At 57.5% G+C, this 23,185-nt stretch carries 23 protein-coding genes, 1 tRNA gene and 3 pseudogenes; 9 read left to right on the forward strand and 18 right to left on the reverse strand.

What is annotated here, in order from left to right:
* Nucleotides 1-564: 564 nt before the first annotated feature.
* The gene (locus tag ACT9T4_RS24910; protein ID WP_042556016.1) at nt 565-990 is read left to right on the forward strand and encodes a GNAT family N-acetyltransferase; all 426 of its coding nucleotides are present in this window, start codon (nt 565-567) and stop codon (nt 988-990) included.
* Nucleotides 991-1,053: 63 nt separating this feature from the next.
* Here ACT9T4_RS24910 and ACT9T4_RS24915 read toward each other — a convergent pair whose 3' ends face one another.
* Nucleotides 1,054-1,539: a hypothetical protein gene (locus ACT9T4_RS24915; protein WP_499119497.1), complete on the reverse strand. Its 486-nt coding sequence runs from the start codon at nt 1,537-1,539 to the stop codon at nt 1,054-1,056.
* 55 nt (nt 1,540-1,594) lie between these two features.
* Complete coding sequence (locus tag ACT9T4_RS24920; protein WP_499119499.1) at nt 1,595-1,906, reverse strand: hypothetical protein; 312 nt, start codon at nt 1,904-1,906, stop codon at nt 1,595-1,597.
* Between the two features lie 401 nt (nt 1,907-2,307).
* Here ACT9T4_RS24920 and ACT9T4_RS24925 point away from each other — a divergent pair, with 401 nt between their 5' ends.
* From ACT9T4_RS24925 to ACT9T4_RS24935, 3 genes are all read left to right on the forward strand, one after another.
* Nucleotides 2,308-2,730, forward strand: coding sequence for an arsenate reductase ArsC (locus ACT9T4_RS24925; RefSeq protein WP_499119501.1), 423 nt, complete (start codon nt 2,308-2,310; stop codon nt 2,728-2,730).
* Between the two features lie 128 nt (nt 2,731-2,858).
* Nucleotides 2,859-3,383, forward strand: coding sequence for a GNAT family N-acetyltransferase (locus ACT9T4_RS24930; protein ID WP_499119503.1), 525 nt, complete (start codon nt 2,859-2,861; stop codon nt 3,381-3,383).
* Nucleotides 3,380-4,327, forward strand: coding sequence for an ADP-ribose pyrophosphatase (locus tag ACT9T4_RS24935; protein WP_499119505.1), 948 nt, complete (start codon nt 3,380-3,382; stop codon nt 4,325-4,327). The genes ACT9T4_RS24930 and ACT9T4_RS24935 overlap by 4 nt, the downstream gene beginning before the upstream one ends.
* A 35-nt stretch (nt 4,328-4,362) precedes the next feature.
* Here the strand turns inward: ACT9T4_RS24935 and ACT9T4_RS24940 are convergent, their stop codons facing one another.
* Both ACT9T4_RS24940 and ACT9T4_RS24945 read right to left on the reverse strand, forming a co-directional pair.
* Nucleotides 4,363-5,703, reverse strand: coding sequence for a sensor histidine kinase (locus ACT9T4_RS24940; RefSeq protein ID WP_499119507.1), 1,341 nt, complete (start codon nt 5,701-5,703; stop codon nt 4,363-4,365).
* Nucleotides 5,700-6,398 carry a response regulator gene (locus ACT9T4_RS24945; protein WP_269432933.1) on the reverse strand — a complete coding sequence of 233 codons (699 nt, stop codon included), beginning with the start codon at nt 6,396-6,398 and terminating at the stop codon, nt 5,700-5,702. The genes ACT9T4_RS24940 and ACT9T4_RS24945 overlap by 4 nt, the downstream gene beginning before the upstream one ends.
* A gap of 249 nt (nt 6,399-6,647) precedes the next feature.
* Here ACT9T4_RS24945 and ACT9T4_RS24950 point away from each other — a divergent pair, with 249 nt between their 5' ends.
* Complete coding sequence (locus ACT9T4_RS24950; protein WP_499119509.1) at nt 6,648-7,259, forward strand: SDR family NAD(P)-dependent oxidoreductase; 612 nt, start codon at nt 6,648-6,650, stop codon at nt 7,257-7,259.
* Nucleotides 7,260-7,263: 4 nt separating this feature from the next.
* On the opposite strand, the gene ACT9T4_RS24955 is transcribed toward ACT9T4_RS24950, so the two are convergent.
* The gene (locus tag ACT9T4_RS24955; protein WP_499119511.1) at nt 7,264-7,743 is read right to left on the reverse strand and encodes a BRO-N domain-containing protein; all 480 of its coding nucleotides are present in this window, start codon (nt 7,741-7,743) and stop codon (nt 7,264-7,266) included.
* 395 nt (nt 7,744-8,138) lie between these two features.
* Here ACT9T4_RS24955 and ACT9T4_RS24960 point away from each other — a divergent pair.
* From ACT9T4_RS24960 to ACT9T4_RS24975, 4 genes and pseudogenes are all read left to right on the forward strand, one after another.
* Nucleotides 8,139-8,825 (forward strand): annotated as a pseudogene (locus ACT9T4_RS24960) (PAS domain-containing protein); the annotation flags it as partial.
* 114 nt (nt 8,826-8,939) lie between these two features.
* Nucleotides 8,940-9,365, forward strand: a pseudogene (locus tag ACT9T4_RS24965) (methyl-accepting chemotaxis protein); the annotation flags it as partial.
* Between the two features lie 495 nt (nt 9,366-9,860).
* Nucleotides 9,861-10,715, forward strand: a complete 855-nt coding sequence (locus ACT9T4_RS24970; RefSeq protein WP_499119513.1) for a phosphoribosyltransferase-like protein — start codon at nt 9,861-9,863, stop codon at nt 10,713-10,715.
* A 506-nt stretch (nt 10,716-11,221) separates the two neighbouring features.
* The gene (locus ACT9T4_RS24975; RefSeq protein ID WP_499119515.1) at nt 11,222-12,172 is read left to right on the forward strand and encodes a reverse transcriptase family protein; all 951 of its coding nucleotides are present in this window, start codon (nt 11,222-11,224) and stop codon (nt 12,170-12,172) included.
* 171 nt (nt 12,173-12,343) lie between these two features.
* On the opposite strand, the gene ACT9T4_RS24980 is transcribed toward ACT9T4_RS24975, so the two are convergent.
* The 13 genes and pseudogenes from ACT9T4_RS24980 to ACT9T4_RS25040 form a co-directional block, all read right to left on the reverse strand.
* A complete protein-coding gene (locus ACT9T4_RS24980; RefSeq protein WP_499119517.1) occupies nt 12,344-13,453 on the reverse strand; it encodes an ImmA/IrrE family metallo-endopeptidase in 1,110 nt (369 codons plus the stop codon).
* A 10-nt stretch (nt 13,454-13,463) separates the two neighbouring features.
* Entirely contained in the window at nt 13,464-14,162 is a 699-nt protein-coding gene (locus ACT9T4_RS24985; protein WP_499119519.1) for a hypothetical protein, read from the reverse strand.
* A gap of 344 nt (nt 14,163-14,506) precedes the next feature.
* Nucleotides 14,507-14,782 (reverse strand): hypothetical protein, encoded by a 276-nt coding sequence (locus ACT9T4_RS24990; RefSeq protein ID WP_499119520.1) that lies wholly within the window; start codon nt 14,780-14,782, stop codon nt 14,507-14,509.
* Nucleotides 14,775-15,272: pseudogene (locus ACT9T4_RS24995) on the reverse strand (integrase domain-containing protein); the annotation flags it as partial. The pseudogene ACT9T4_RS24995 and the gene ACT9T4_RS24990, both read right to left, overlap by 8 nt.
* Before the next feature lie 306 nt (nt 15,273-15,578).
* Nucleotides 15,579-15,654, reverse strand: a tRNA-Thr gene (locus ACT9T4_RS25000).
* Nucleotides 15,655-15,800: 146 nt separating this feature from the next.
* A complete protein-coding gene (locus ACT9T4_RS25005) occupies nt 15,801-17,066 on the reverse strand; it encodes a type II toxin-antitoxin system HipA family toxin (protein WP_499119522.1) in 1,266 nt (421 codons plus the stop codon).
* Nucleotides 17,066-17,425, reverse strand: a complete 360-nt coding sequence (locus ACT9T4_RS25010; protein WP_499119524.1) for a helix-turn-helix transcriptional regulator — start codon at nt 17,423-17,425, stop codon at nt 17,066-17,068. Before ACT9T4_RS25010 ends, ACT9T4_RS25005 begins: the two co-directional genes overlap by 1 nt.
* Nucleotides 17,426-17,931: 506 nt before the next feature.
* Nucleotides 17,932-19,161, reverse strand: coding sequence for a methyltransferase (locus tag ACT9T4_RS25015; protein WP_499119526.1), 1,230 nt, complete (start codon nt 19,159-19,161; stop codon nt 17,932-17,934).
* 33 nt (nt 19,162-19,194) lie between these two features.
* Nucleotides 19,195-19,884 (reverse strand): ABC transporter permease, encoded by a 690-nt coding sequence (locus ACT9T4_RS25020; protein WP_042555481.1) that lies wholly within the window; start codon nt 19,882-19,884, stop codon nt 19,195-19,197.
* Entirely contained in the window at nt 19,881-20,576 is a 696-nt protein-coding gene (locus ACT9T4_RS25025) for an ABC transporter permease (RefSeq protein WP_499119528.1), read from the reverse strand. The genes ACT9T4_RS25020 and ACT9T4_RS25025 overlap by 4 nt, the downstream gene beginning before the upstream one ends.
* Before the next feature lie 46 nt (nt 20,577-20,622).
* Nucleotides 20,623-21,375 (reverse strand): ABC transporter substrate-binding protein, encoded by a 753-nt coding sequence (locus ACT9T4_RS25030; RefSeq protein WP_499119530.1) that lies wholly within the window; start codon nt 21,373-21,375, stop codon nt 20,623-20,625.
* A gap of 18 nt (nt 21,376-21,393) precedes the next feature.
* Nucleotides 21,394-22,167 carry an ABC transporter ATP-binding protein gene (locus ACT9T4_RS25035; RefSeq protein WP_042555478.1) on the reverse strand — a complete coding sequence of 258 codons (774 nt, stop codon included), beginning with the start codon at nt 22,165-22,167 and terminating at the stop codon, nt 21,394-21,396.
* Nucleotides 22,168-22,439: 272 nt separating this feature from the next.
* The gene (locus ACT9T4_RS25040; protein WP_264650062.1) at nt 22,440-22,835 is read right to left on the reverse strand and encodes a response regulator; all 396 of its coding nucleotides are present in this window, start codon (nt 22,833-22,835) and stop codon (nt 22,440-22,442) included.
* Between the last annotated feature and the right edge of the window lie 350 nt (nt 22,836-23,185).

Consider the following 23,185-nt stretch of genomic DNA (forward strand, 5'->3'; position numbering starts at 1 on the left):
GGCGATACGATGGCGGCCTTACCGCTAAATCTGCGGTGACCCGATGATTCGCCCGCAAGCGGGCTCCTACGGTGGTGGTGGTGTTTACAAAATGGATGCTCGACACCCGCGAAGTAGGCGCGCCGACCTGCGATTCCTACAAAAGCATGAAGGTTCCGACCTGTAGGAGCCCGCTTGCGGGCGATACGATGGCGGCCTTGCCGCTGAATCCGCGTCGGCCCGGTGATCGCCCGCAAGCGGGCTCCTACGGTGGTGGTGGCGTTTACAACATGGATGTTCGACACCCGCGAAATAGGCGCGCCGACCTGCGATTCCTACAAAAGCATGAAGATTCCGACCCGTAGGAGCCCGCTTGCGGGCGATACGATGGCGGCCTTCCCGCTGAATCTGCGTTGGCCCGGTGATTCGCCCGCAAGCACAGCCCGCTGCCACGGTATGCAGCTGCTGGCGCAACGGGCCAGTCGAATGGAGGCCCTGCACCCTCTGGTGTCAGCGGGCGTTTGCCATGACACTGAAGCGAAGCCTCCAGATATCCGCAGTGTGAACCCCCAGGGAGATGGCGAAATGAGCACCCGTATCGAGATCAAGAGCAACCCCGGAGAGGACGAGCGCTCGGCGATTCTCCGGCCCTTGCGGGCATACAACCTGGCCCAGGCGGGTGACCCGAAGCCGGAGGCGATCGCCTTGCTGGTTCGCGACGAACGCAGCGATGAGGTGATTGGCGGGCTCTATGGCGAGATTTTCTATCGCTGGTTATTCATCGAGTTGCTCGCCATCCCGGAGCAAACGCGAGGGCAGGGCACTGGTTCACGGCTGATGAACATGGCCGAGGAGGTGGCGCGCGAGAAAGGATGCGTGGGCATCTGGCTCGACACCTTCAGCTTTCAGGCCCCCGCCTTCTACGAGAAGCATGGCTACAGCCAGTTCGGTGAACTGGATGTTTATCCGGCAGGGCACAAACGTCTATTTTTCCAGAAGCGTTTGCTGTGAGGTTCGTTGGAACGGGCTCACTTTGGCTGGCGCATGAGGCATTAATGGGAGCTGCCAGCAAGCTCACTTCTGCCTCAACACCAACGTCGTCCCAGGCCCCGGCACATGGATTTCGGATGCGCTGATCACCTCGATGGGTTCGCCGGTTCCAGGAAACAGTACGGCGTCGCCTTGCACCTTGGCGAAGGTCATCACCGAGCCCACGAAGTCATAAGCCGCTGAGCCCTTGAACTCGTAATTCTTGATATGAGCCTTCTTGGTGATGATCTGGTTCTCGCCAAATTCGAAGCTGATGGTCATCGGGTAGCCGTCCTGCTCGGCGGTGCCGGTGTACAGCCCGCGCGGCAGTTGCTCGGGGGTTGGCTTGGCCTTGTAGGTGTCGACGATTTCCAGCTTGGCCGGGCTCACCGTTGGCGGTTTGCTGCGGAACGCGTCCATCGATTTCTTGTGTTCGTAGGGCACGTAGATCGTCACGTAAGCACCCCAGGCAATGAGCGCGATGACCATCAGGCTGAACAGGTGGCCGGATCCGCGCTGTAACTTCTTCATCGTATTCTTCTCTGGTTGCGGTGGTAACCGGTGCCTTTCATGGGAGCCATTTCCATCACTCCCACCCGCTGCACCCTATGCGCCTGGCGCGTTGATAATCCGCCCAGGCGTCCGAGATCATCACGTCCCTCTCGGCCTTGTCATCCCAGCCCTTTTCGTCTCGCTGCGCGATCATCAACAGCAGCCAGTCGTAGTGCGCACGGCGCACGTTACATTCTATTTTTGCCTCGGCTACGCTCTTTGGCATTGGCTTGTAGATGAGGCTCTTTTCGTACTCAGAGAACGGGCCGAATGCCGAGCACGCAGGCAGTGCGAGAACGAACGCGACCAATGGTACGCGGTACATCGGCTTCCAGATTGCTGACATGCCTATCCCTCCATGGCGGGAGCTCCAGTCTCCCTTTACCGATGCACTAGGATATCAAGCGGCTTCACTCGTTGCAGAGTCAGCATGGCGCCTTCCGTTTACACGCGCCGGGTACGGGGCTGTACGTCGAGTCAGAAGGGCGACTTGCTTGGACCCTCGACACGAGGCGGCCCCAGAAAGAGCCGCTTCCGGGCCGAGCCAAGAGGTTCAGGAATGACAAGAACGACAAGCCATCTCCTCAAGTCAGTGAGGGTAAATCAATACTGCTTGATGACGTTTTCGTGACGCATGGATAGCTCCGGGCTCGCCAGTGGTCTACTGGTCGCGAGAGCATGCCAGGCATGGTCGGTTTCGATGCCTGTCGGTCCAGCCACTCATGTGAGCACTACGGAGGATGGGATATGAGCGAAAAACTACGGGTCTTGTTCGTCTGCGTCGCCAACGATGCACGTTCCCCCATGGCCGAAGCGTTATTGCGCCACCTGGACAGCGAACACTTCGAGGCGCATAGCGCCGGAACCCAGCCGGGGCAACTCGACCCTCGGGTCGTCACCACCCTGGCGCACGCCGGAGTCAGCCCCGAAGGGCTGCGCAGCAAGTCGATGGACGAATTCGCAGGCCAGCACTTCGATTATCTGATCGACCTGTGCGACAAGTCCTCCGACGAACCTCTGCTTTTGCCATCCTCCAGAGAGGCACTGGTGTGGAATTTCGCCGATCCCACTGCCGATGAACACGATGACGCCTTCCGCCACACCTTCCAGGAAATCAGCGAACGCGTGCGCATGTTCACCCTGGTGAAGAACAAGGTCGTGAACGTATAGCAGGAGCATGGCCAAGTCCGCCGCTCCTCTGGCTGAAAAGAATGCGCTCGAGTGCTACCCGGCAAGTAGCCGCTCCATTTGCTTTGGAGCACTCTGGATGTTCGATTTTGCGGGGACGTACAACTCCAATGATCCGTAGTGCATTGCCCAATGATGCCAAGGCCATTGCCAGCGTTCACATCAGAAGCTGGCAGCAGGCTTATGCCGAGTTGCTGCCGAGCGAGTATCTGGGCTCGCTGGATTCGGCCTTGCCAACGCGAGAGGCATTCTGGGCTCGCGCAATCGAGACTGGGCGCGAGAACATCCTGGTCGCCGAGCTCGATGAGCAAGTGGTTGGCTGGATTTCAGTCGGAGCCAGTCGAGATAGCGATGCGCTGGCCGGAGTCACTGGTGAGGTCTTGGCCATCTATGTAGTGGCCGAACACTGGGGTTCAGGCGTCGGCCTGGCATTGTGGAAGGCGGGGCTGCAGCGTCTGGCAGACCGCTATCGCCAACTGACACTCTGGGTCCTGGCGGCCAATGCCAGGGCCAGGCGTTTTTACCGCAAGGCCGGTTGGGTGGAGCAAGCGCAGCATGCGCGTAGCCTCGAGCGTGGCGGTGTGAAACTGGAGGAGATTCGATACGGATGGCCAGTAAGGAGATGCAACCCATGAACGACCGCAACGTACGAATCGTTGCGCAACATACCCTCTCGGATAACTGGTACCTGCTCAAGAAGATCGAGTTCGAGCAGCAGCGTCGCGACGGCAGTTGGCAAGCGCAGACCCGCGAAGTCTATGACCGGGGCAACGGCGCCACGATCGGGCTCTACAACCTGGCGAAACGCACGGTCATCCTCACCCGGCAATTTCGCATCCCGGCATACGTCAACGATCATGACGGTTACCTGATCGAAGCGGCTGCGGGCCTGCTGGACAACGCCAGCCCCGAAGAGCGAATCCGCCTGGAGGCCGAAGAAGAAACCGGTTATCGGGTCAAGGCGGTGCGCAAGGTGTGCGAGGCGTTCATGAGCCCCGGCTCGGTCACCGAGCGCGTGCATTTCTTCGTCGGCGAATATCAGCCTGAGGACCGGGTCAGCGACGGTGGTGGCCTGGCCGCTGAAGGCGAGGATATCGAGGTGCTGGAGCTGCCTTTCGACCTGGCGCTGGAAATGGTCGACGACGGACGGATCATGGACGGCAAGACCATCATCCTTCTGCAGTACCTCAAGCGACTCATGCCATCCTCCGGCCCCCTGATGATTCTGGTCGCCGGCCCCTACCGTTCTGGCACCGATGACGACCCCGCCCTGCTGGCCGCCAACCTGCAGGCCATGCACATGGCTGCCGGGGCGCTCCTGCAGGCGGGCCATTTTCCGCTCATTGCCGAATGGGTGGCGTTACCTCTGGTCCAGCTCGCGGGTTCGCGCAACATTGGCGATCAGCTGTTCCAGGCCCATTTTCACGAGTACGCCAAGACGCTTCTGCAGCGCTGTGACGCCGTATTGCGCATCGGCGGCGCGTCGCAAGGGGCGGACCTGATGGTCGAGCTGGCTCAGCAGCGAGGGCTGGCGATCTACCGCGACCTGAGCGAGATCCCCGCTTGGCAAAAGCAGTAGGCCAGTGCTGACAGCGTTAGCCAGCCCACGCCGCGTTACGCCGACACGACCGGTAGATGAACCGTGAACACGGCGCCGCCTCCAGCGGCGTCGTTGACCGTGATGCGGCCCCGGTGAGCGCGCACGATCTCCTGCACCAGATGCAGCCCGAGGCCGTGGCCGGGAACATCGGTCTTGCCGCGGTAAAAGGGGTGGAAGATGTGCTCGCGGTCCTCGCTCGCCACGCCCTTGCCCTGGTCGGCGACCGCCACGGTTCCTCGTGGCGCCACGGTGATGCTGATGGTGCCCGTGCCTTCACCATGGATGAGCGCGTTCTGCACCAGGTTGGTGATCACGCGGCTCAGTGCGCTGGCCTGGCCGAGCACCCACACGGGCTGGTCGGGCGCATTCAGTACCAGGTCATCGCAGCGGGAGAGGGCCACCGGCGCGATGTCCGAGACCAGGTCGCGGGTCAGGGCCACGAGGTCGACGCGCACGAACTCGACCTGGGGAGACTGCAGCCGCTGCAGGTCCAGCAACTGTTCGGCGACGGTGGCCAGGCGGCTCAGGTCGATGAGCAGCACCGGTTTCAGTGGGTGTGAAGGCATGCCGTCGATACGCGCCATCAGCACGGCGATGGGCATGCGCAACTCATGGGCCGCGTCCCGCAGGAAGCGATCGCGGGCGTGATAGGCCTTGCTCAGGCGTTCCATGGCGGCATTGAAGGCACTGACCAGCGGGCGGATTTCCCGAGGCACGGAATCCTCTGTCAGGTGCGCATCCGGGGTGGAGATATCCAGCGCCGAGGCTTCCTTGGTCACTCGCCGTACACCGCGGGTCGCATGCAGTACGACGATGGGGGTGGCGAGCAGGGTGAACAGAATCAACGGCGTCAGGAAGTACGGGCTGAGCAAGCCGGTCGCCTGCAGAATCAGGCTCTTGAAGTCGGACATCGCCACGCCGCCGACCATGATGTGGACCTGCTGGTCCTGAATCGGCTTGACCTCGATACGCATCGTCAGCTCGTTCTGCTCCGGCAGCGCGCGCATCTGCGAGACGCCCAGCAAGGGCAGGCTGCGTTCCAGCGCCTGATACGCCGACGGCACGTCACCCAACTGCTGGCGATGGCCGTTGGCGTCGCGAATCACCACCCAGAGCTGCGGGTTGTCCGCCTGCAAACTGCGCAGCTCATCGGTGCGTTCGAACGCCAGGCCATCGGGCTGCACGGCAATGGCACTCACCAGCGTGTCGATGACCGAGTCGCTCATGAAGGTAAAGCGGTCGTCGATGATGTAGTACAGGGTGCCCGCGATCGAGGTCACCAGTACCACCACCTGCATGAGGCACAGCGACCACAGCAGGCGGCCGATGAGCGAGGGGCTGTGCAGCGCTTTCATTGGCCTTCCTTGAGCAGATAGCCGACACCACGAATCACTGCGATCTCGACCCCGGCCTCCGCCTCTTTCAACGCGCGCCGGAGCTTCGAGACATGCGCATCGAGGGCATTCGACTGGATCTCGTCCGCCAGGCCGTAGACCGCCTCATGGAGGTTCTCTCGCAGCACGGTCCGCCCCTGGCGATAGATCAGGGCTTCCAGAATCAGCAACTGGCGCCGCGGCAGGTGAAGCGGCTGGCCATCGACGATGGCCTCACCGGCGGTGAAGTCGAAGGACAGCGCGCCAAGGGTGGCGGTAGGCAGAATGACCGTGGCCGGGCGCCGCGCGATCGCGCGTATGCGGGCCAGGAGTTCGTCGGCGGCAACGGGTTTGACCACGTAATCGTCCGCCCCGCCATTGAGGCCATCGACCCGCTCCGCGACCTCCCCGCGGGCGGTCAGCAGCACGATGGGCAGGGCAGGCGTGAGGCGCCGGGCCGTGGCGATGAAGTCGAGGCCATCGCCATCCGGCAGACCGCGGTCGAGGAGCAACAGATCGTGCACGTGCAGGCGCAAGGTCGACGCTGCTGCGGCGAGCGAATGGACCATGTCCACGATCAAGCCATGCCGCCCCAGCGCTGCCTGAAGGGCCTGGGCCATAGGTAAGTCATCTTCGACCAGAAGGATTCGCAAAGTCGCTGCACCGCGCCGTTTCACCGAAGCGCCACATAGTAGCGGAGCGCAAAAGTTTACGACGCAATGTTCAGGCAATGTTCGACGGTGACTATGCCAGGACAACTGCTCCCAGGGACCGGGATTTCATGCGTCGCAGCGGCTTTCTCTGCCTAGCCGGTGCACAGGTCCTGCCGGGACATGTACTACCTGCAGACCTTTGCCAGCAGAGCACCGCTATTGGCGAACCCAGCTCGCGCAGTAGCTGCCCGCAATTGTTAGGTAGGACTGATCATGAGTAGAACGCTTGTGGTATTCGGTGCGCAGAACAGCGCAGGTGCCTTGGCCGCTCGCCAGTACGGCAACGACGGCTACGACGTGGTGCTGGTGGCCGACGACGCACAGTGCGTGCGCGCGCTGACGACCGTGCTGGAAAGCGAAGGCATCTCGACACGGACCTTCACCGGCGACGTCTCCAGCCCCGAGCACGCCAAGGCGATGATCAGGTCCATCCGCAGCACCGTCGGCCCCATCGACGCGGTGTACTACGGCCTCGACCCGCTCAATACGGCGGACTACACCGCCACCCTGAACCCGGCCAGCGGCACCGAGGCATGCGCGCTCACCTACCTGAACATGACTGCCGTGGTCGACGAAGTGCTGCCGGAAATGCGCTCGCGCAAGTCGGGCGCCATACTCGTCGAGCACAACGGCACCGAAGCCGCCGCGCAACCCACTCCCGGTGACGACGACCCAGCGGCCGCCGCCTGCAGCTACCTGCAAGGCCTGCAACAGGAGCTGGCGTGCGACGGCGTACATATCGGCATGCTCAGCATCGGCTCGCTGTTCTGCCGGCATAACGTGGGGTTCGTGCAGCGGAGCAGCGGCCCTTTCAGCAAGGTCTGACCCGCTAGCCTTGCGACCGACCCGGTGCCTTCTCCACCGAAGGTATCAGCGCCGGCATGTCCCGCCATTTGACCCAGGCCTCGTTCCGCCAGTGCAGCAGGCTCACGGACAGCCCTGCCCACTGCAGTGAACTCAGGCTGGGCGCTTGCTCGGGCGTGGGTGCGCAGGTCGCCCGCAGCGTGGGGATCACTTCATGGGTGAGCCAGCGGCGCAGGTTCTGGTTCTCGGGAATATGGTGATAGACCATCAGCGCATACATGCCGGATTCGCTGACCATCAGGGTGGGCCGAACATTGCCGTGGTGATTGAGGCTGATGATGCGGTGCTGGTCGTCATCGAGCTTGCGGATGAGCCGTTCGTTGAGGTGGCAGCCCATCAGGCGGCCGAGATCGACGACGCTGAACCATGCCTGGGAGTCGAGCATCAGGGCGTGCAGGAAACGGTTGTGACGGGTGAAACGGAGGGATTCGAAGTGTTCGTTCATCTTGGCGTGGCCCCTGGTAGCGATACGCCGCTTCCTGAAACCAATCAGTACGGACGCATCAGATTTGAACCGCGCTAGCGGCTGATGTTTCTTCCACTAGCCAGGACGCCAATCCTGTATCGCTGTTTCCAGCGACAACCCAACCTTACTGTCTGAATCCGTATCGAGCAAGAGCAATCATGTGTCTGGCCCGCGGGTGTAAGCGAAGCGGTCTATGCTCGAAAATGACAGCTGCCAGCACTACCTATCCTTCAAGATTTTCAGCCTCGGGCCGATGCACTGATACCTACTTTGGAGTCCTTGTCGTGTTCAACTCTCGCCTCAAACAAATCAACAGTGAGCTGGAAGCTCGCTTAGCGATGCAGGAGGAGGTAAGGGAGAACCTCGAAAAGGAAATGATCATCATCCAGCTCAGCGGCGATGGCCGTATCGAGCGTGTCAACGACCTGTTCCAGAGCGAACTCGGCTACCGGGCCGGGGAAGTCGAGGGGCAGTACCTGACCCAACTGTCGCCCTCGGATCTGGCACGGGACCCGCACCAGTTGCGCGCCCTGTCGGCGATCAAGGAGCGCCGTCACTTCAACGGCGCCCTGCGTTTGCTGGGCAAGGACGGCCAGCACGTATGGCTGCGCTCGGTGGTCATCCCCATGAGCGATCATCTGACGGGCGCCAAGCAGATGGTCATCCACTCCAGCAACCTGACGCGCACCATCGAGGCGTCGCTGGAGAACGAGAGCCTGGTCAAGGCGCTGCTGCGCTCGACCGCTGTGATCGAGTTCAATCTGGACGGCACCGTCATCACCGCCAACGACTCCTTCCTGCGCGGCATGGGCTACAACCTGTCGCAGGTGGTCGGCAAGCACCACAGCATATTCTGCACCGCCGAAGAAAGTGCCTCGGACGCCTATCGCCAGTTCTGGGAACGCCTGCGCCGTGGCGAGTTCGTCGTCGCCCGTTTCCGCCGTATCGACAGCAGCGGCCGGGATGTCTGGCTGGAGGCATCCTACAACCCGATCACCGACATCCACGGCAAGCTCTACAAGGTGGTGAAGTTCGCCACCGTGATCACCGAGCAGGTGAACCTGGAAAAAGCCGTCGCCGAAGCCGCCAACCTGGCCTACAGCACCTCGCTGCAAACCGACACCAGCGCCAGCAAGGGCCGTGAAGTGATCCGTAACACGGTCGAAGTGCTGCACCGTTTGGCCAACTCGATGGAGAACGCTACCCAGGGCATCCAGGCGCTGGATCAGCAGGGCCAGATGATCGAAGCCATCGTCAAGGCCATCAGTGGCATTGCCGACCAGACCAACCTGCTGGCACTCAACGCCGCGATCGAAGCGGCGCGTGCCGGCGAGCAGGGCCGTGGTTTCGCCGTGGTAGCCGATGAAGTCCGCCAACTCGCCTCACGCACCTCGAAAGCCACCCAGGAAATCGTCGGCGTGGTGCAGCAAAACCAGGAGCTCGCCTCCAACGCCGTCGACGTGATCAACCGCAGCCGCGAACTGGCCGGCGAAGCACTGACACTGGCCAACGCGTCCGACACCGTGATTCAGGATATCCAGAAAGACGCGGAGTGCGTCGTCGCCGCCGTAAGCCAGTTCTCCAGCCAGGTCGCGAGCTGATGTGAAGCGCTCGGTGAGAGCCTGCGGGTGACTCATCGAGCGTTTCTGATCGAACCCGCTAAGCTTGGCAATATCCGAACCCAGTCGTGAGTCACTCGCTCTCGATGGCATCTCTTGGGCGCTGCATAAGCAGCCGCCAGAAACGACAAGGCCCCGCATTTCTGCGAGGCCTTATGTTGTATGGTGCGGCACCAGGAGTCGAATTACTCATAAAAAGTCAAGATTTTTAGATGTTTACGTTTAGGTTAGTAATGGAGTTATCTCAATTAGTATCCTTTTGGTTCTCCGCCGCGCGCCCCAATGATCACGTGGATACCTAAGAAGGAACGTTTCAGCCTGCTAGAGTTAGCGGATCTACCCAGTGTAAAATTTCAAAGGTGGTTCACTATTGTTGATATTAAATTATGCTTGGCGTGAAAGGCAGCAGTTGATTTTTGTAGTGTGATTTTAGCGGTTTATTCTCATATAAATATTTATTTTTCAAGGAGATTTTCTTTGAGTTTGGTCGCAGCAAAAGTCTCATCGGATGTATTGTATGACATGATGGAAATAGTTGAGGCGCAGACGTGGGTTAAAGGGTATTTGGATGAGTTTTCAGATCTGTGGAATATCTGTGATCATCGAAGCGAACAAGTGTTTTTGAAAGAGCTGATAAAAGAATTTGTTATCTTGGACTCGACAAAAGAGCGAAAGGCATACAAAGATCTCGATACTAAAATTACAGCTTGGTCGTTGCGTCCAGAAACCACGTGGATAGTTGCAGCCTGCAACGATAAAGAAATTGATGGCTCTGTAGCAGCCATGCAAAAGCTTAAAAACAAGTTAACTCCCTACGATGATTGGCACGTTCGGATGTTACCTAGTATTCCTAGTGGGGCGAATTCTATAAGGAACGGTGACTTCGTCGTGCTTTTTGATGACTTCATTGGTAGCGGTGGAAAGCTAATAACAAAGGCAAAGTGGTTGACTAAACTTCTTTCGCAGAATGGAGTTGAAGATTTTACCCTTTTTTATATGTCTGTTGCAGGTATGCGGTTTGGATGCGATCGGATTGCGGATGAGACCGGGTGCGAAGTATTTACAGCAGTGTCTTTAGAGCGAGCCATTTCAGACAAGTATGAGCCTGAAGTGGCTGATGAATATAAGCGTCTTATGCTTGGGTTGGAGCAGAAGTTGCACGAAAACTATAAGAGGAAAAAAATCGAAGACTACAGCTTCGGGTTTTCTAAAAGTGAAGCGTTGTACTGTGTAGAAAATGATAATTGCCCTAACAATGTCTTTCCTGTGTTTTGGTGGGCAAGGTTGAAAAGTGGGGATCGCTTCAGAACGTTATTGAGACGGGCGGGATGATCAATGAGCTCAAAAAGGACAGCGATTAAAGAGTTTGTCGAGTTTGTTTCTGATCGAGAGTGGCACGAAATTTATGATTTCCACTTGCAGTATGGTGTCTCCCCTCTGCTAATTATAGAAGTCATGGATTTTATGATTCGTAATGATTTAATTGTTAGGGACGGTCGAAGCGTTCAGCTTTCACCAGAGCTATCTAATGCTAAGGTCGCGTTGCTAAACAGGCTCCGTAAAACTCAACGGCCTAGTGTGTTGGATGAGTACACTCCTAAAACCTTGACTGGAGCATATCGTTATGTATAATTCGCCCGTTGGGGTCGGCTCTAGTAATCGAAGGTGTATCCGCCTTTATCATTCAGGCTGGTTTTAGCCACTGAATGAATTCAACTCTATCGCTTCACTCGCTTCGCTCGCTTCGCGATAGAGTTAAATCCATTCACTGACGTGAATGAATTTAAGTGAAAAGAGCAAGCTGGTAGGGTCGGCCTTCAACATTACTTAGGTTTTCTATGCAGATCGATTCGCATGTACGTATGCTTCTTGGCATCTCCACCGAGGAGGAACTTTCTGTATTGTCACGTATTATAGCAAGCCCGTCGAGCTTCTATAGAGAGTTCAAAGTTTCAAAAAAAAGTGGCGGAACTAGGACGATAAATTCTCCATACCCCTCCTTAGCGGTTATACAGAGTAATATTCAGAATAATCTATTATTCTGCTTTGAGTCTAATTCCTCTGCCTACGCATATGTGAAGGGTAAGAGCGCGATTGATCACGCTCGTATTCATGTGAATGGTGAGGAGTTATTAAAGCTTGATATCAAGGACTTTTTTCCTAGCATTTCTAGACAAATGGTCTTCGAGTCTCTTCAGCGGAATGGAGCTAAAGCTGATGTGTGCTTGTATATTTCGCTTCTTTGTATCTTGAATTGTGGCCTTCCTCAAGGCGCATGTACAAGCCCCACGCTTAGTAATCTAGTGTTCAGCCCGATAGACGTGAGACTTACCGGGTTGGCAAGTTTTTTTGGTTTAAAATATTCTCGCTATGCAGACGATCTAGCATTTTCCGGGGGGCGTATACCTAGGGATTTATCGTCATTGGTGGGTGATATTCTATTAGAGTATGGTTTTTATCTAAATCATAAAAAAACGCAGTTAAAGTTGGCCGGTAAGAAAAAAATTATAACGGGTGTTTCAATATCTTCTGGGCAGGTTAGGGCTCCGAAATCATTTAAGAGAGAGCTCAGGGCTCAGATTTATGAGTTGGAGCGAAATATTGCCAATCTAGCGCGACTGCCAAATTTTGATCCTCTGATCTATGAGCGCTTAATAGGTCGTATTAATTATCTTCTTCAAATCGAACCTGAAAACAAGTATGCAAAGGTGAAGAAAGCATACCTGAGTAAGTGCCATCAAGAGTTTCTCGGGCTTGTTGATGAACAGGTTGTAAGTGCATGTTTTTAGTTTTGAGTTTCCTGAAATAATAATATTTTATTGTTAATGGATGAGTTTAGCTTGCTTTGGAAAAAAACTTATTCAGTTTGGGAAAAGGGGACAGATTTATTTAACGGCACATAAACCAGCGCCGAAAAGTAAATCTATCCCCTTTTTGATAATGAGTCCTTGGTCGCGCTCTTATACTAGTCGTAGCTTTGGTGGGTTTTTCTGAGGTTTTGAGTCAGTCAACGATTTTCCAGAAACTACCGACAATGCTGTCAGCTGGAACGTCAGAGCATTAATTTCATCAATGCTAATGCTTAGGCTTTCCGCAATCTCGCGACGGCCCTGCTTTCGGCTGTGCAGGATATCCAGAACTTTATTAAGCAACTGCGATATTTCTCGGTCCATTGCTTCCGGTTCTTTAGTTCGATACCCGCTTTTGGCAATTTCTATGCAAAGGTTACGATAATTCCATTCGCTGACTAGTCCTAGTGAGTTGTATCTGTATGCTATTGCAGCCAGTGATACTCCCCAGTAGTGTTTGAGTCTCATTAAGTACTTAATTGTATAAGCTGGTGGTTGGTTAGCAATAATGCTTTCCTTCGGCATCAGGAAGGCAGAGGCGAATGCATCCGCCTGTCGCTCCATTTCAGGGCCATGTGCTTGGCCATGCTGCATCGTGTATACGTCACGCACTAAATGACCCAGCTCGTGTGCCGCGTCAAAGCGACTCCGCTCAGCAGATTTGATGGTGTTAAGAAAGATAAATGGTTTGTTCTCATACCATGTGCAGAATGCATCCACATCACGGGTTTCCTCTGCTAATGAAAAAACTCGGATGCCTTGGGATTCCAATAAGTGGATCATGTTAGGAATGGGTGCATTACCCAAGCCCCACATGCGACGAAGTGTGGCTGCAGCTTCCTCAGGATTGAGGTCGCTTAAATCCGGTAGCTCTGCTGATGGTAGGTTGAACCGTTCTTCTATCCATTGATTGACCTTGAATGCAATTGCGCCAGCAGCAAAGGTGCAGGCTTTCATTGCGTCAGTCATCTTTGAGAGCTTGCGAAAACTTACGGCATGCTCCTTGATCTCTGGCATGTCCTCATCAATAAAAAAAAACTGCTGAGGGAAGTTCAGCAGTTTTGCGATTCTTGCCAAGGTGTCTGGATCAGGGGCGGATGCTCCAGTCTCGTAGTTTTGAAGACTACGGCTGGTGACACCCAGCTCCTTTGCCAATTGCGCTTTTGTTAAGCGCCTTCTTACCCTGGCAAATGCGATTTGCTTGGGGTTTATTTCGGACATAATCTCTTACTCAAAATACGCCTATTTTAGGCTCCACTTCCACCGAGGCGGGAGTGTTAGGCTCATCCTTGAATATTACAAAATCAGTGGGGCTGTTAGGAATGCTTCCGAGAAGTATTCGTTCGCCCCATTCGGTAATTTTTTTATTGCTGAATCCGGTCGGTAGGGATAGTTCAAAACGAACCTCGTTGAGCACTTTATCGTAGTGATAGAGCAGCGCCCAGACCTGAGTTTCTTTCTGATGATCCTTAGCGAGATTGAACGAGCCACGGTTGAATAGTTCAAGCTGATGGTTCTTCTGAACGAAATTCTCCGCGACTGCTCCCTTTTCGGCTTGATTGGTGGGGTCTTCAAAGCCCTTCTTGCCAGTTTCGCTGCTACCGGTCATTACCACGATAGAGATGACACGATCAGGAGAGCTGATGAAGGGACAGTTTTGCTGTTCATGGATATGCCATTGAACTGAGGCAAGTAACGTGCGCAGGTCTTTAACCGTGTTCAACCATTGCTGCACACCTGCTGCGGTTGGAGCTGATGCTCGCGTGACCTCGTTGCGCCCACTGAGGCCACCCATAATCGCATTCTGGAAGATGGTAGGGCTAAGGTCTGGGTGCAGCACCTGCAGCCGCGCTTCTACGTGTGCGAGATCATCAATGATCGTAGCTCGACGTATCGAGTCATTGGCGGCGGATAGTTCGAACTCGATCATGATCACTCCTTCTATTTTTCCGTAAACCGAACCTCATGTTGAGGTATAGAAAGCGGAAATGCAAGGCGGATAGATTGCTGCTAGGGGCGCTAAGCCGTTGCCATTCCAGATGCCTGCTTCGGGCAGAGACCAGCTCTCTTAGCAGTCTCACTGCTGGCTACCAGACGAAATGTTGCTCTGAAATTCTTGTAGCAGCCCCAGAAAATTACATTCCAGCACTTGGCAGATGTCCAGCCGACGACTTCCCCTTTTGACATCGCTTATGCAATGACTGCGGTCGCGACCTGACTTTCTACCTTAGGCTAGTCCAGCTGGCGATCCTAATGATCAGGATCAGGCCCCACTCAGAGATTGAAAACCCATGACGTCTGTAGGCGCTGAGTGAGCAGTCGGATCGTCAGCAGGTAGTAATACCGCGTCGCCTCACTCCGTTGGCTCATGTGGTGCTCAAGAAACCAAACCAAATGCTTTCTCTGCCAAGCCCAAGGCGTCTCTCGCTGCCAACGCGCTGCGATTTCAGCTTGGATGATCTTCGCCTGGCGCAAATGGCGTTGCCGGGTCGCGTGCGAGCCGGTCAGTACGCCTGCCAGAAACAGTTCCATATCGAAGGGCTTACTCATGGTGGCCACCGATATAGGCAGCGACTACATCAATGCGGCCGTGCCCCAGTTCGTAGCTGATTTGCTTGCGCGCATCACGATCAAGGTATCTGTCTATCTCGTAGCAGCGACCGCCATTGATAGGTGCGTGGTGCTGGGTGATCTGCTCATAGCGCTCGCATGCGTACGCCGCTCGCAGTTCGTGAAAGCCTTTGAGGTTATGCGTGTGCAGGACATCCCGCGCTGGGCGCACCACGTGTTGCTGAACGCTTATGTATCTCTCGTCAGGCGCGATCAGGTTTCGACTACCCGTTGGCGAAACCCGCATCGCAAATCCAAGTGCATCGCTAACGTGCTGATCCACTGCAATCCAGCGCGGCGCTGATGCACCGGTACGGCCGCCTTTGGTGCCGTCCTGAATGTTGATCTTGCCGAGGTTTTTGGCCTCCCGGCATAGCCGTGGCAGGTCAGCCTGGATGGCATCAAGCAAGCGCATGCAAGTGTCGCGCGCTCATTGAGCGCAGAGATGCCTGGCAACTGGTGCTCGCAGCGCACTTTAACTAGAGGCCGCCACCCTCGAAGCGCTTGTGCTCAAGCTCCCAGGGTTTTGCTGTGCGGCAGGTATTGTCTGAGGGGGGCGATGCGCTGCGAGCCATCAGAGTAGTCCTCGATATCGAACCGAGTCGTATCCCTGGCCTTATGCTTTTGAGCGCTGGCTGGCAGTGGAAAATGACGGATCGCCAAAACGAAAAAACCCGCCAAAGGGCGGGTTTTCAAGGGTTCCAGCGATGTTGGTGGACTTCAGTGGAACCTCAAATGGTGCCGGCACCAGGAGTCGAACCCGGGACCTACTGATTACAAGTCAGTTGCTCTACCAGCTGAGCTATACCGGCATTTGAGGGTCGCCATTATAGCCATTGGTAAAACCTTGTAAACCGGCTTATAGCTTGTTTCGCTGAAATCTTTGCCTTGTCGGGTGCTGCTGCGCAGCGCGAGTCTTCAATGAGAAATCAGGCTGCACCCGGGTATCAGTGAAAAGTCAGGCTTCAATCCTGAAGTCGGGTTGCAGAGCGCGCCAGTGGGCCCTCAGGGCTTTCTTGTGTTGCTCGGCCATAGGGCTTTCCGCAAGCGCCTGTGGCCAATGCACACGGGCTGCATTGATTGCCTGTCTGAGGTTGTAGCTGATCGCTGATTTCGGCAAGTCTGCCCGGTCTGCCCAAGCCATGAAGTGCTCCATGGTTACGTCGTACCAGCGTTTGGTGCCCGCCATCGACAAGCCGAACTCTTGCTCGTCTCCCATGTATACCTTGGTGAAGAGGATGTCATAGGCCGGTGAGAGAGAGGGTGTTATCCCATCTCTGTAAATGATGCTCCAGTTCTTCTTGTGGGCATCGCCGTTGCCCAGAAGGATGTTCGTCAGCAGACGTATGGCCATCTGAATGACGTCCAGCTGGCCTGCATAGACGTTCTTGTAGATCAGCCCGGCGATCGATTCATAGCTTGCTGCTTCGTATTTTTGCGCGGCATAGCTGAAGGTCACCTGGGCGAAATCTTCAGTATGAATCCGCTGGTTCGCTTCCCGGTCGAAGCGGCGGATTGCGTAGGCTACGGACTCGTTTGGCAAGTTGATTTCAGGAAGTTGCTCCAGCTGCTCTATGCCTACCAGGCGGATCTCCGGGATGGCCACCCCGATCAGGCCGGCTAGCGTCATGCAAGTGAACTCATTCGCTGGAACGTATGGGTGCCTGGTCGAAGGGGTTTTGATGATCCAGTCTCCCGGCTCCTTCGAGTCGCCCATGATGTAACGACCATCGCGGTTGCGCATGGAGAACTTCATCTGCACGCCAGCCAGCGAAAAGTGCGCTATCCGATCCATGGCATCTATCGCGATTCGGTCCAGCCTGCCGCGGTCACCGAATGCGTAGTCGGGTACGTCATCGGCTGGCACCGGCTCGGCGAGCAGGGCCCCGGGAAGATCGGCACCCAGATGAACCATGAGCGGGAACTCATTCATCTGGTCGATTTTCAGTCGTTGCGCGAGCAGCTCTCGTAGTGCGCCCTCCGGCAGCAGATTGCTCAACAGAGGGTGGAGCTGCATGCGGCGCGCCAGGGGGAAAAGCCGAGGTGCAATGGCCTGGAACTTGTCCTGGGATGACATCGATAGCGTCAGCGACAGGCGCTGCGGGTTGTCGATGTATTCGGGCGCGAGCGAAAGTACGTTCCGGTTGCTGTCGAACCCGGCTACGTAGCCGACCAGCTGGCCCTGCAAGGACAGACGCAGCGCCGAAACCTTTTCGCCTGCCATTACGCTTTTCCTTCTGCCATTGCCAGGATCGTCCATGGGTCATCGACGTCGTCACGTTCTTCATCATGATCGGCATCAGGTGCTGCATCGCTCATGGAGTGAGTGAGACGAGAACGCTGACTGGTGGCTGCCGTCTTCAAGATGCCCTGCACGTCGCGGAGAACCTCCTTGGGGATCAGCATGAGTTCTGCCTCCAGCCCCTCCGCTATCTTGTCCAGAGTCTCCAGGTTCGGGTTGCCAGCTTTCTCGATCAGCCCGTACTGCTGACGGTTGATGCCCGTCCGCGCTGGCATATCGATACCCTTTAGCCTCAGCTGCTTGCGACGCTGTTTGATTTGCTCAAGAAGGGTCGTTCTCACCGAGTATCTCCAGAAGCATTTTGAAGTATCTATACTTCAATACCATTGAGTGAAGCTTATGTGGCTCACTTTTGATGGTTGAAGTATACATAATTCATTTTTATTTTGATGAAGTATCAGTGATGCAAAATACGGCTGTGAAGTATTGATGTTTCGAATGTCGGCGAAGCAGTTATTCGCGCTACGTTTGAACGGGGCAGAATCAATCTGCCTGGCTATTGAAGTGCCATTTTCATATCCGTTCATTCGCACGAGTAAAGCCGCTTGCGGCAGGTTTCTGCTGCTCTTTTTCTGACACCCCGGCGCGGCTTATGCACAAATGCGGGGCGGGTAGATCGTTTTGGCTATTTCCTACGCAGCCTTTAGCAGCTTTTACAAGATATTGTTCTATATGGGTTTTTGTCTGATCAAAAAGTGATCAGCTCTGATTGAGCCTTGCTGGAGGGGGCTTGGCGGCTGTTGCTCAGAATCTGTGAACAGAGTTATCCACAGATTGTGTGCGCAACTCAGGCGTGTTCGGCGAGCAGCAACAGATTGCGTGGGGTGAGGTGGGCGGGGCAGAACTGGCCGAGGCGTACGCTGTAGCCTTGTTCCTGCAGATACAGCGCGCGGTCGAGCACCAGCCAGAGTTCCAGTGGGCGACGGAACAGGCCGCGCAGCAATTCCAGATTGCGTACTTCGGCGAGGCGCTGCCAGCCGGCTGCCTCGAGAGCCTGCCAATCGCGCTCTTCGGGCGGTGGCAGGCCTTTCAGTGCCGCCAGGTCGTGGCAGTAGGTGGCGAAGCTTTTCTTCAGCCAGGCGGGCGGCAGTGATGGGGTGGGCAGGTAGTCGTCCACGCCGCGCAATTCCCGTTGTAGCAGGTCGAAGGCCAGGCGCCGGGCCATGGACTGATCGCGCTGCTGGCGCACACGGTTGCCGGCGGTGACGGTTTCGCTCATGGGCAGGGCCAGGTCATCCAGCGACAGGTCGAGAGGCGAGCTCTGGGCCGCTGTGGATAACGCGCGGTAACTGCCTGCCGCAGTGCGGTTGTAACAGCACGGAGCGATCGCCAGTTGCTGGCAGCCTGCCGCGCTGGCCAGGTGCATCAGGCGCACGTGCAGGTCGCCGCAGGCATGCAGGGCGACGGGCGTATGGGTGGCGAGCACTCGCTGGCTGGCGGTGTCAGCGAGCACATCCTGTTCGATGTGTTGTGCAGTTATCCCCAGGCGCTGGCTGAGGTCGCTGCCGCTGGCAACCAGAGCAGGATCGTACTCCAGGCAGGTCAGCGCCTGGCCGTCATGGGCGAGCACGCGGCCGAGGTGGCCTTTGCCCGCGCACCAGTCCAGCCAGTGCCCGGGGGCACGCTGGAACTGCAGGCTGTCGCTGAAGGCGCGTATCTGTTGCCACTTGCGGCCTGGTACATCCACCGAAAAGCGTGACGGAAGCGCGTGAGAGGCCTGCTGGGGCAGGTCGCCAATTTCGTTCAGCAGTGCCGCCTGGGCGGCCAGCTCTGCAAATGGCGCAGGAGCAGCCTGCAATGCTGTCGGTTGATTGTGGGCCGCTTCGGCTTGTTCAAGCGTGCGGCCACGCAGCCAGTTGCCCAGCTCGGGGTATTGGCTTTCCCAGGGCAGCAGGCGATGGGTGAAGGGGCGTGGCTTCCACAATGCCTGATGCGCGCAGAGCAATGCGTCCAGCGCCTGGAAGCGCTGGAGCAGGGCATCGCCACTGAGTGGCTGGAGAGAGTGGGTGCGGGTCATGGCGAAGGGTGACGGGGCGCGGGCCCCGTCACTTCAGCGGCCCTGGCAGGCGTCGACGCGCAGCCAGCGTTCGAGCAGTTTGAAGGCGTTGATCAGCACGAAGGTGATCACCAGATAGAACACGGCGGCGGTGAAGAAGAACTCCATGTTCACGTAGGTGCGCGCGTTCAGCGTGCGCGCCATGCCGGTGAGGTCCAGCAGGGTGACGGTGCTCGCCAGTGCACTGGCCTTGAGCATCAGGATCACTTCGTTGCTGTACGCCGGCAGGCCGATGCGCGAGGCACGCGGCAGGATGATGTGCAGCATCGACTGCGCCCGCGACATGCCCAGCGCCCGTGCCGCTTCGACCTCGCCCGGTGGTACCGCCTGGATGGCGCCACGCAGGATCTCGGCGATATACGCAGTGGTGTGCAACGTCATGGTGATCACCGCGCACCAGTATGGATCGCGCAGGTAGGGCCACAGTGGGCCCTGGCGCACCGCATCGAACTGCGCCAGGCCGTAGTAGACCAGGAACAACTGCACCAGCATCGGCGTGCCGCGGAAGAAGAAGATGTAGCCATAGGGCAGGGCGCGCACGTACCAGAGGCGCGAGGCGCGGGCGATGCCCAGCGGTATCGCCAGGATCAGGCCGGCCACCACGGCGACCGCGAGCAGTTCGATGGTCAGCAACGCACCTTCGGCCATTTTCGGCAGGTGCTTGATGATCAGCTCCCAATTCATTGAGTGCTCCTTACGAAGCCGCGCGAGGCTCTCTTCTCGAGGAAGTGCAGGCCGATCATGGAGATGATGGTCAGGCTCAGGTAGATGATGGCGGCGACCAGGTAGAAGGTCATGGCCTGCTTGGTCGCGGTGACGGCGATCTGCGACTGGCGCATGATTTCGGTCAGGCCGATGACCGATACCAGGGCGGTGTCCTTCATGAGGATCATGAACAGGTTGCCCAGGCCTGGCATCGCGATGCGCCACATCTGCGGCATGATCACCCGCCAGATGATGCGCGGCTTGGACAGGCCCAGGGCCTGGCCGGCCTCACGGTGGCCCTTGGGAATCGCCAGGATGGCGCCGCGGAACACTTCGGTGGCGTAGGCGCCGAAGCACAGGCCAAGGGCGATGACGCCCGCTGCGAACGGGCTCAGCTCGAGGCTGCCGACGCCCAGGCTTTCGCCCAGTTCGCGCAGTACGTTGACGGTACTGAAGTAGATGAGCATCACCCACAGCAGCTCGGGCACGCCGCGGACGATGGTCGAGTAGATGCCGCCAAGCCATTGCAGCGGCTTGTACGGAGAAGTCTTGGCGAAGGCGCCGAGCAGGCCGAGCACCAGACCAAGGCACAGTGCGCTGAGCGCCAGCTGGATGGTCATCAGGGTGCCGGCGGCCAGGGCCGGGCCGAATCCGGAAAGGTCGAAATTCATGGAAACTCAAGCGCCCGCGCCGTCATCGACGACGCGGGCAGGCTGCTTAGTAGATGCTGAAGGGGAAGTACTTGTCGTTGATCTTCTTGTAGGTGCCATCGGCGACGACTTCGGCCAGGGCCTTGTTCAGAAGCTCGCGCAGGGCATCACCCTTGCGCACGGCAATGCCGATCTTGTCGTTGTCGAATACCGGGTCGCCCTTGAATTCGAAGTCCTTGCCGGCGTCGCTCTTGAGCCATTCCCAGTTCACGAAGGTGTCGGCCAGCACGCCGTCGACGCGGCCGGAAGCCAGATCGAGGTAGGCGTTTTCCTGGGTGTCGTAGAGCTTGATGTCGACCACGCCATCGAGGTTGTCTTCCAGCCAGGTACCGGCGATGGTCGCGCGCTGGGCACCGATCACCTTGCCTTTCAGGCTGGCTTTGTCGCTCTTGAAGTCACTGCTCTTGGGCGCGATGAACTGCAGTTTGTTGGTGTAGTACGGGTCGGTGAAATCGACCGCTTGCTGGCGCTCTTCGGTGATCGACATAGAGGCGACCAGGAAGTCGAACTTCTTGGCGTTCAGGGCCGGGATGATGCCGTCCCAGTCGGAGGTGACCACTTCGCACTCGGCCTTCATCTTGGCGCACAGGGCCTGGGCGATTTCCACGTCGAAGCCGCCGACCTGGCCGCTGGCGTCGATGAGGTTGAAGGGCGGGTAGGCGCCTTCGGTACCGATCTTCAGTTTGTCGGCAGCGACGGCACTGGTGCCGAAAGCCAGGGTGGCGGCAGCTGCCAGCAGAATCTTTTTATAGCTATGCATGCGTGATTGCTCCGTGTTTTAACGATTGCTGGACATGAATTGTTTGCAACGCGCCGATACGGGGTTGTCGAACACCTGTTGCGGCGACCCCTGTTCCTCCACCACGCCCTGATGCAGGAAAACCACTTCACTGGAAACCTGGCGGGCGAAGTTCATCTCGTGGGTCACCAGCAGCATGGTGCGACCTTCGTCGGCGAGCGCGCGGATCACATTAAGCACTTCTTGTACCATTTCCGGGTCGAGCGCCGAAGTCGGTTCGTCGAACAGGATCACCTTCGGCTGCATGGCCAGGGTGCGAGCGATGGCCGCGCGTTGCTGCTGGCCGCCGGAAAGCTGGTTGGGGTAGGCGTGGCGCTTGTCGGCGATGCCGACCTTGGCCAGCAGCGCCTCGGCGATCTCGGTGGCTTCGGCCTTGCTCTTGCCGAGCACGCGGCGCGGCGCTTCGATGATGTTGTCCAGCACGGTCATGTGCGGCCACAGGTTGAAGTTCTGGAACACGAAGCCGATTTCGCTGCGCAGGCGATTGATCTGTCGGCTGTCGGCGGCGACCAGTTCGCCGTTCTTCTGGCTCTTCAGCTTGAGCTCTTCACCGGCCACGATGATCTGGCCCTGATGAGGGTTCTCGAGCAGGTTGATGCAGCGCAGGAAGGTCGACTTGCCCGAGCCGGACGAGCCAAGGATGGAAATCACATCGCCGTCGCGTGCGGTAAGGGAAACGCCCTTGAGCACTTCGAGGTCGCCATAGCGTTTGTGCAGATTGCGGATTTCCAGCGCGGGCGTGGCCTCGGCCATCGAGCAGTCCTCTTGATTCTTGTGCGGATTGGATCCGTGTACGGCAGGGCTGTGGGCTGCAAACCTAGCATAGGCACCTGGGGGCGCCAAGTTGGTGCTGGCCCGCTGCCGCTACGGTTGCGGGGGGTGTCGCATCAGCGCAGTTGCTTGTCGCCCCGCCGCAAAAACAGGGAGAACGCAGGCTGCATTTTCAAAAAGACGCGAACCCTACTCACATCCGCCTCGCAATTCCAGTGCCAGTACGCGGTTTGGCCGATCCGAGGCCTGAACTGTCAGTTGCCGAGCATGCCTTGTACCTTGTCGCGCAGGGCATCGAGAGAAAAAGGTTTGCCAATGATGTCGGTGCGGGTAGCCGGCTCGCTCTTGTCGATCTCGACGCTTTCCGCATAGCCGCTGGCGAACAGCACTTTCAGCTCCGGGCGCAGTTGGCGAGCCGCGACGGCGAGCTCCTGGCCGTTCATGCCGGGCAGGCCGATGTCGGTCATCAGCAGGTCGATGTGTTCATCGCTACGCAGTATCTCCAGAGCCTGTAGCGCCTCGGCGGCTTCGCTCACCTGATAGTCGAGTTCTTCGAGCACTTCCACGGTGAGCATGCGCACCACATCGGAATCTTCCACCAGCAGGATGCGCTGGCCGGCAGGCGATGCGTTGGGAGCTTGGTCGGACACAGCGTTACCTCTGTAAGGGATGATGAAACTGCAGGTCGAAAAGCCGGGCGGTTGGCCCTGCATTCGATCGAGCCTCGGAGCCGGGTGGACGGCAGGTCGTTTAGCATGGCACGAATTGCGGGCTTGATCTGCACCGTGGAGATGCCGCTGGGCTGAAAATTACCGTATTTACAGGTTGGCCCGTGCGAGCGTGGCGTGCGTCACGCATCACGAAAAAATAAGTCGAACCTGGCGCCTGCGCGCACCATCCAAGCGCGCGGGCCATTGAGCGCTGATCGTTGGATTAACTTCTGCTAGCGCATTACCATCACCCGTTTACCGAACCACCATGCAGCCTCATGCATCACCCA

The sequence above is a fragment of the Pseudomonas sp. SZ40 genome, from assembly GCF_052958135.1.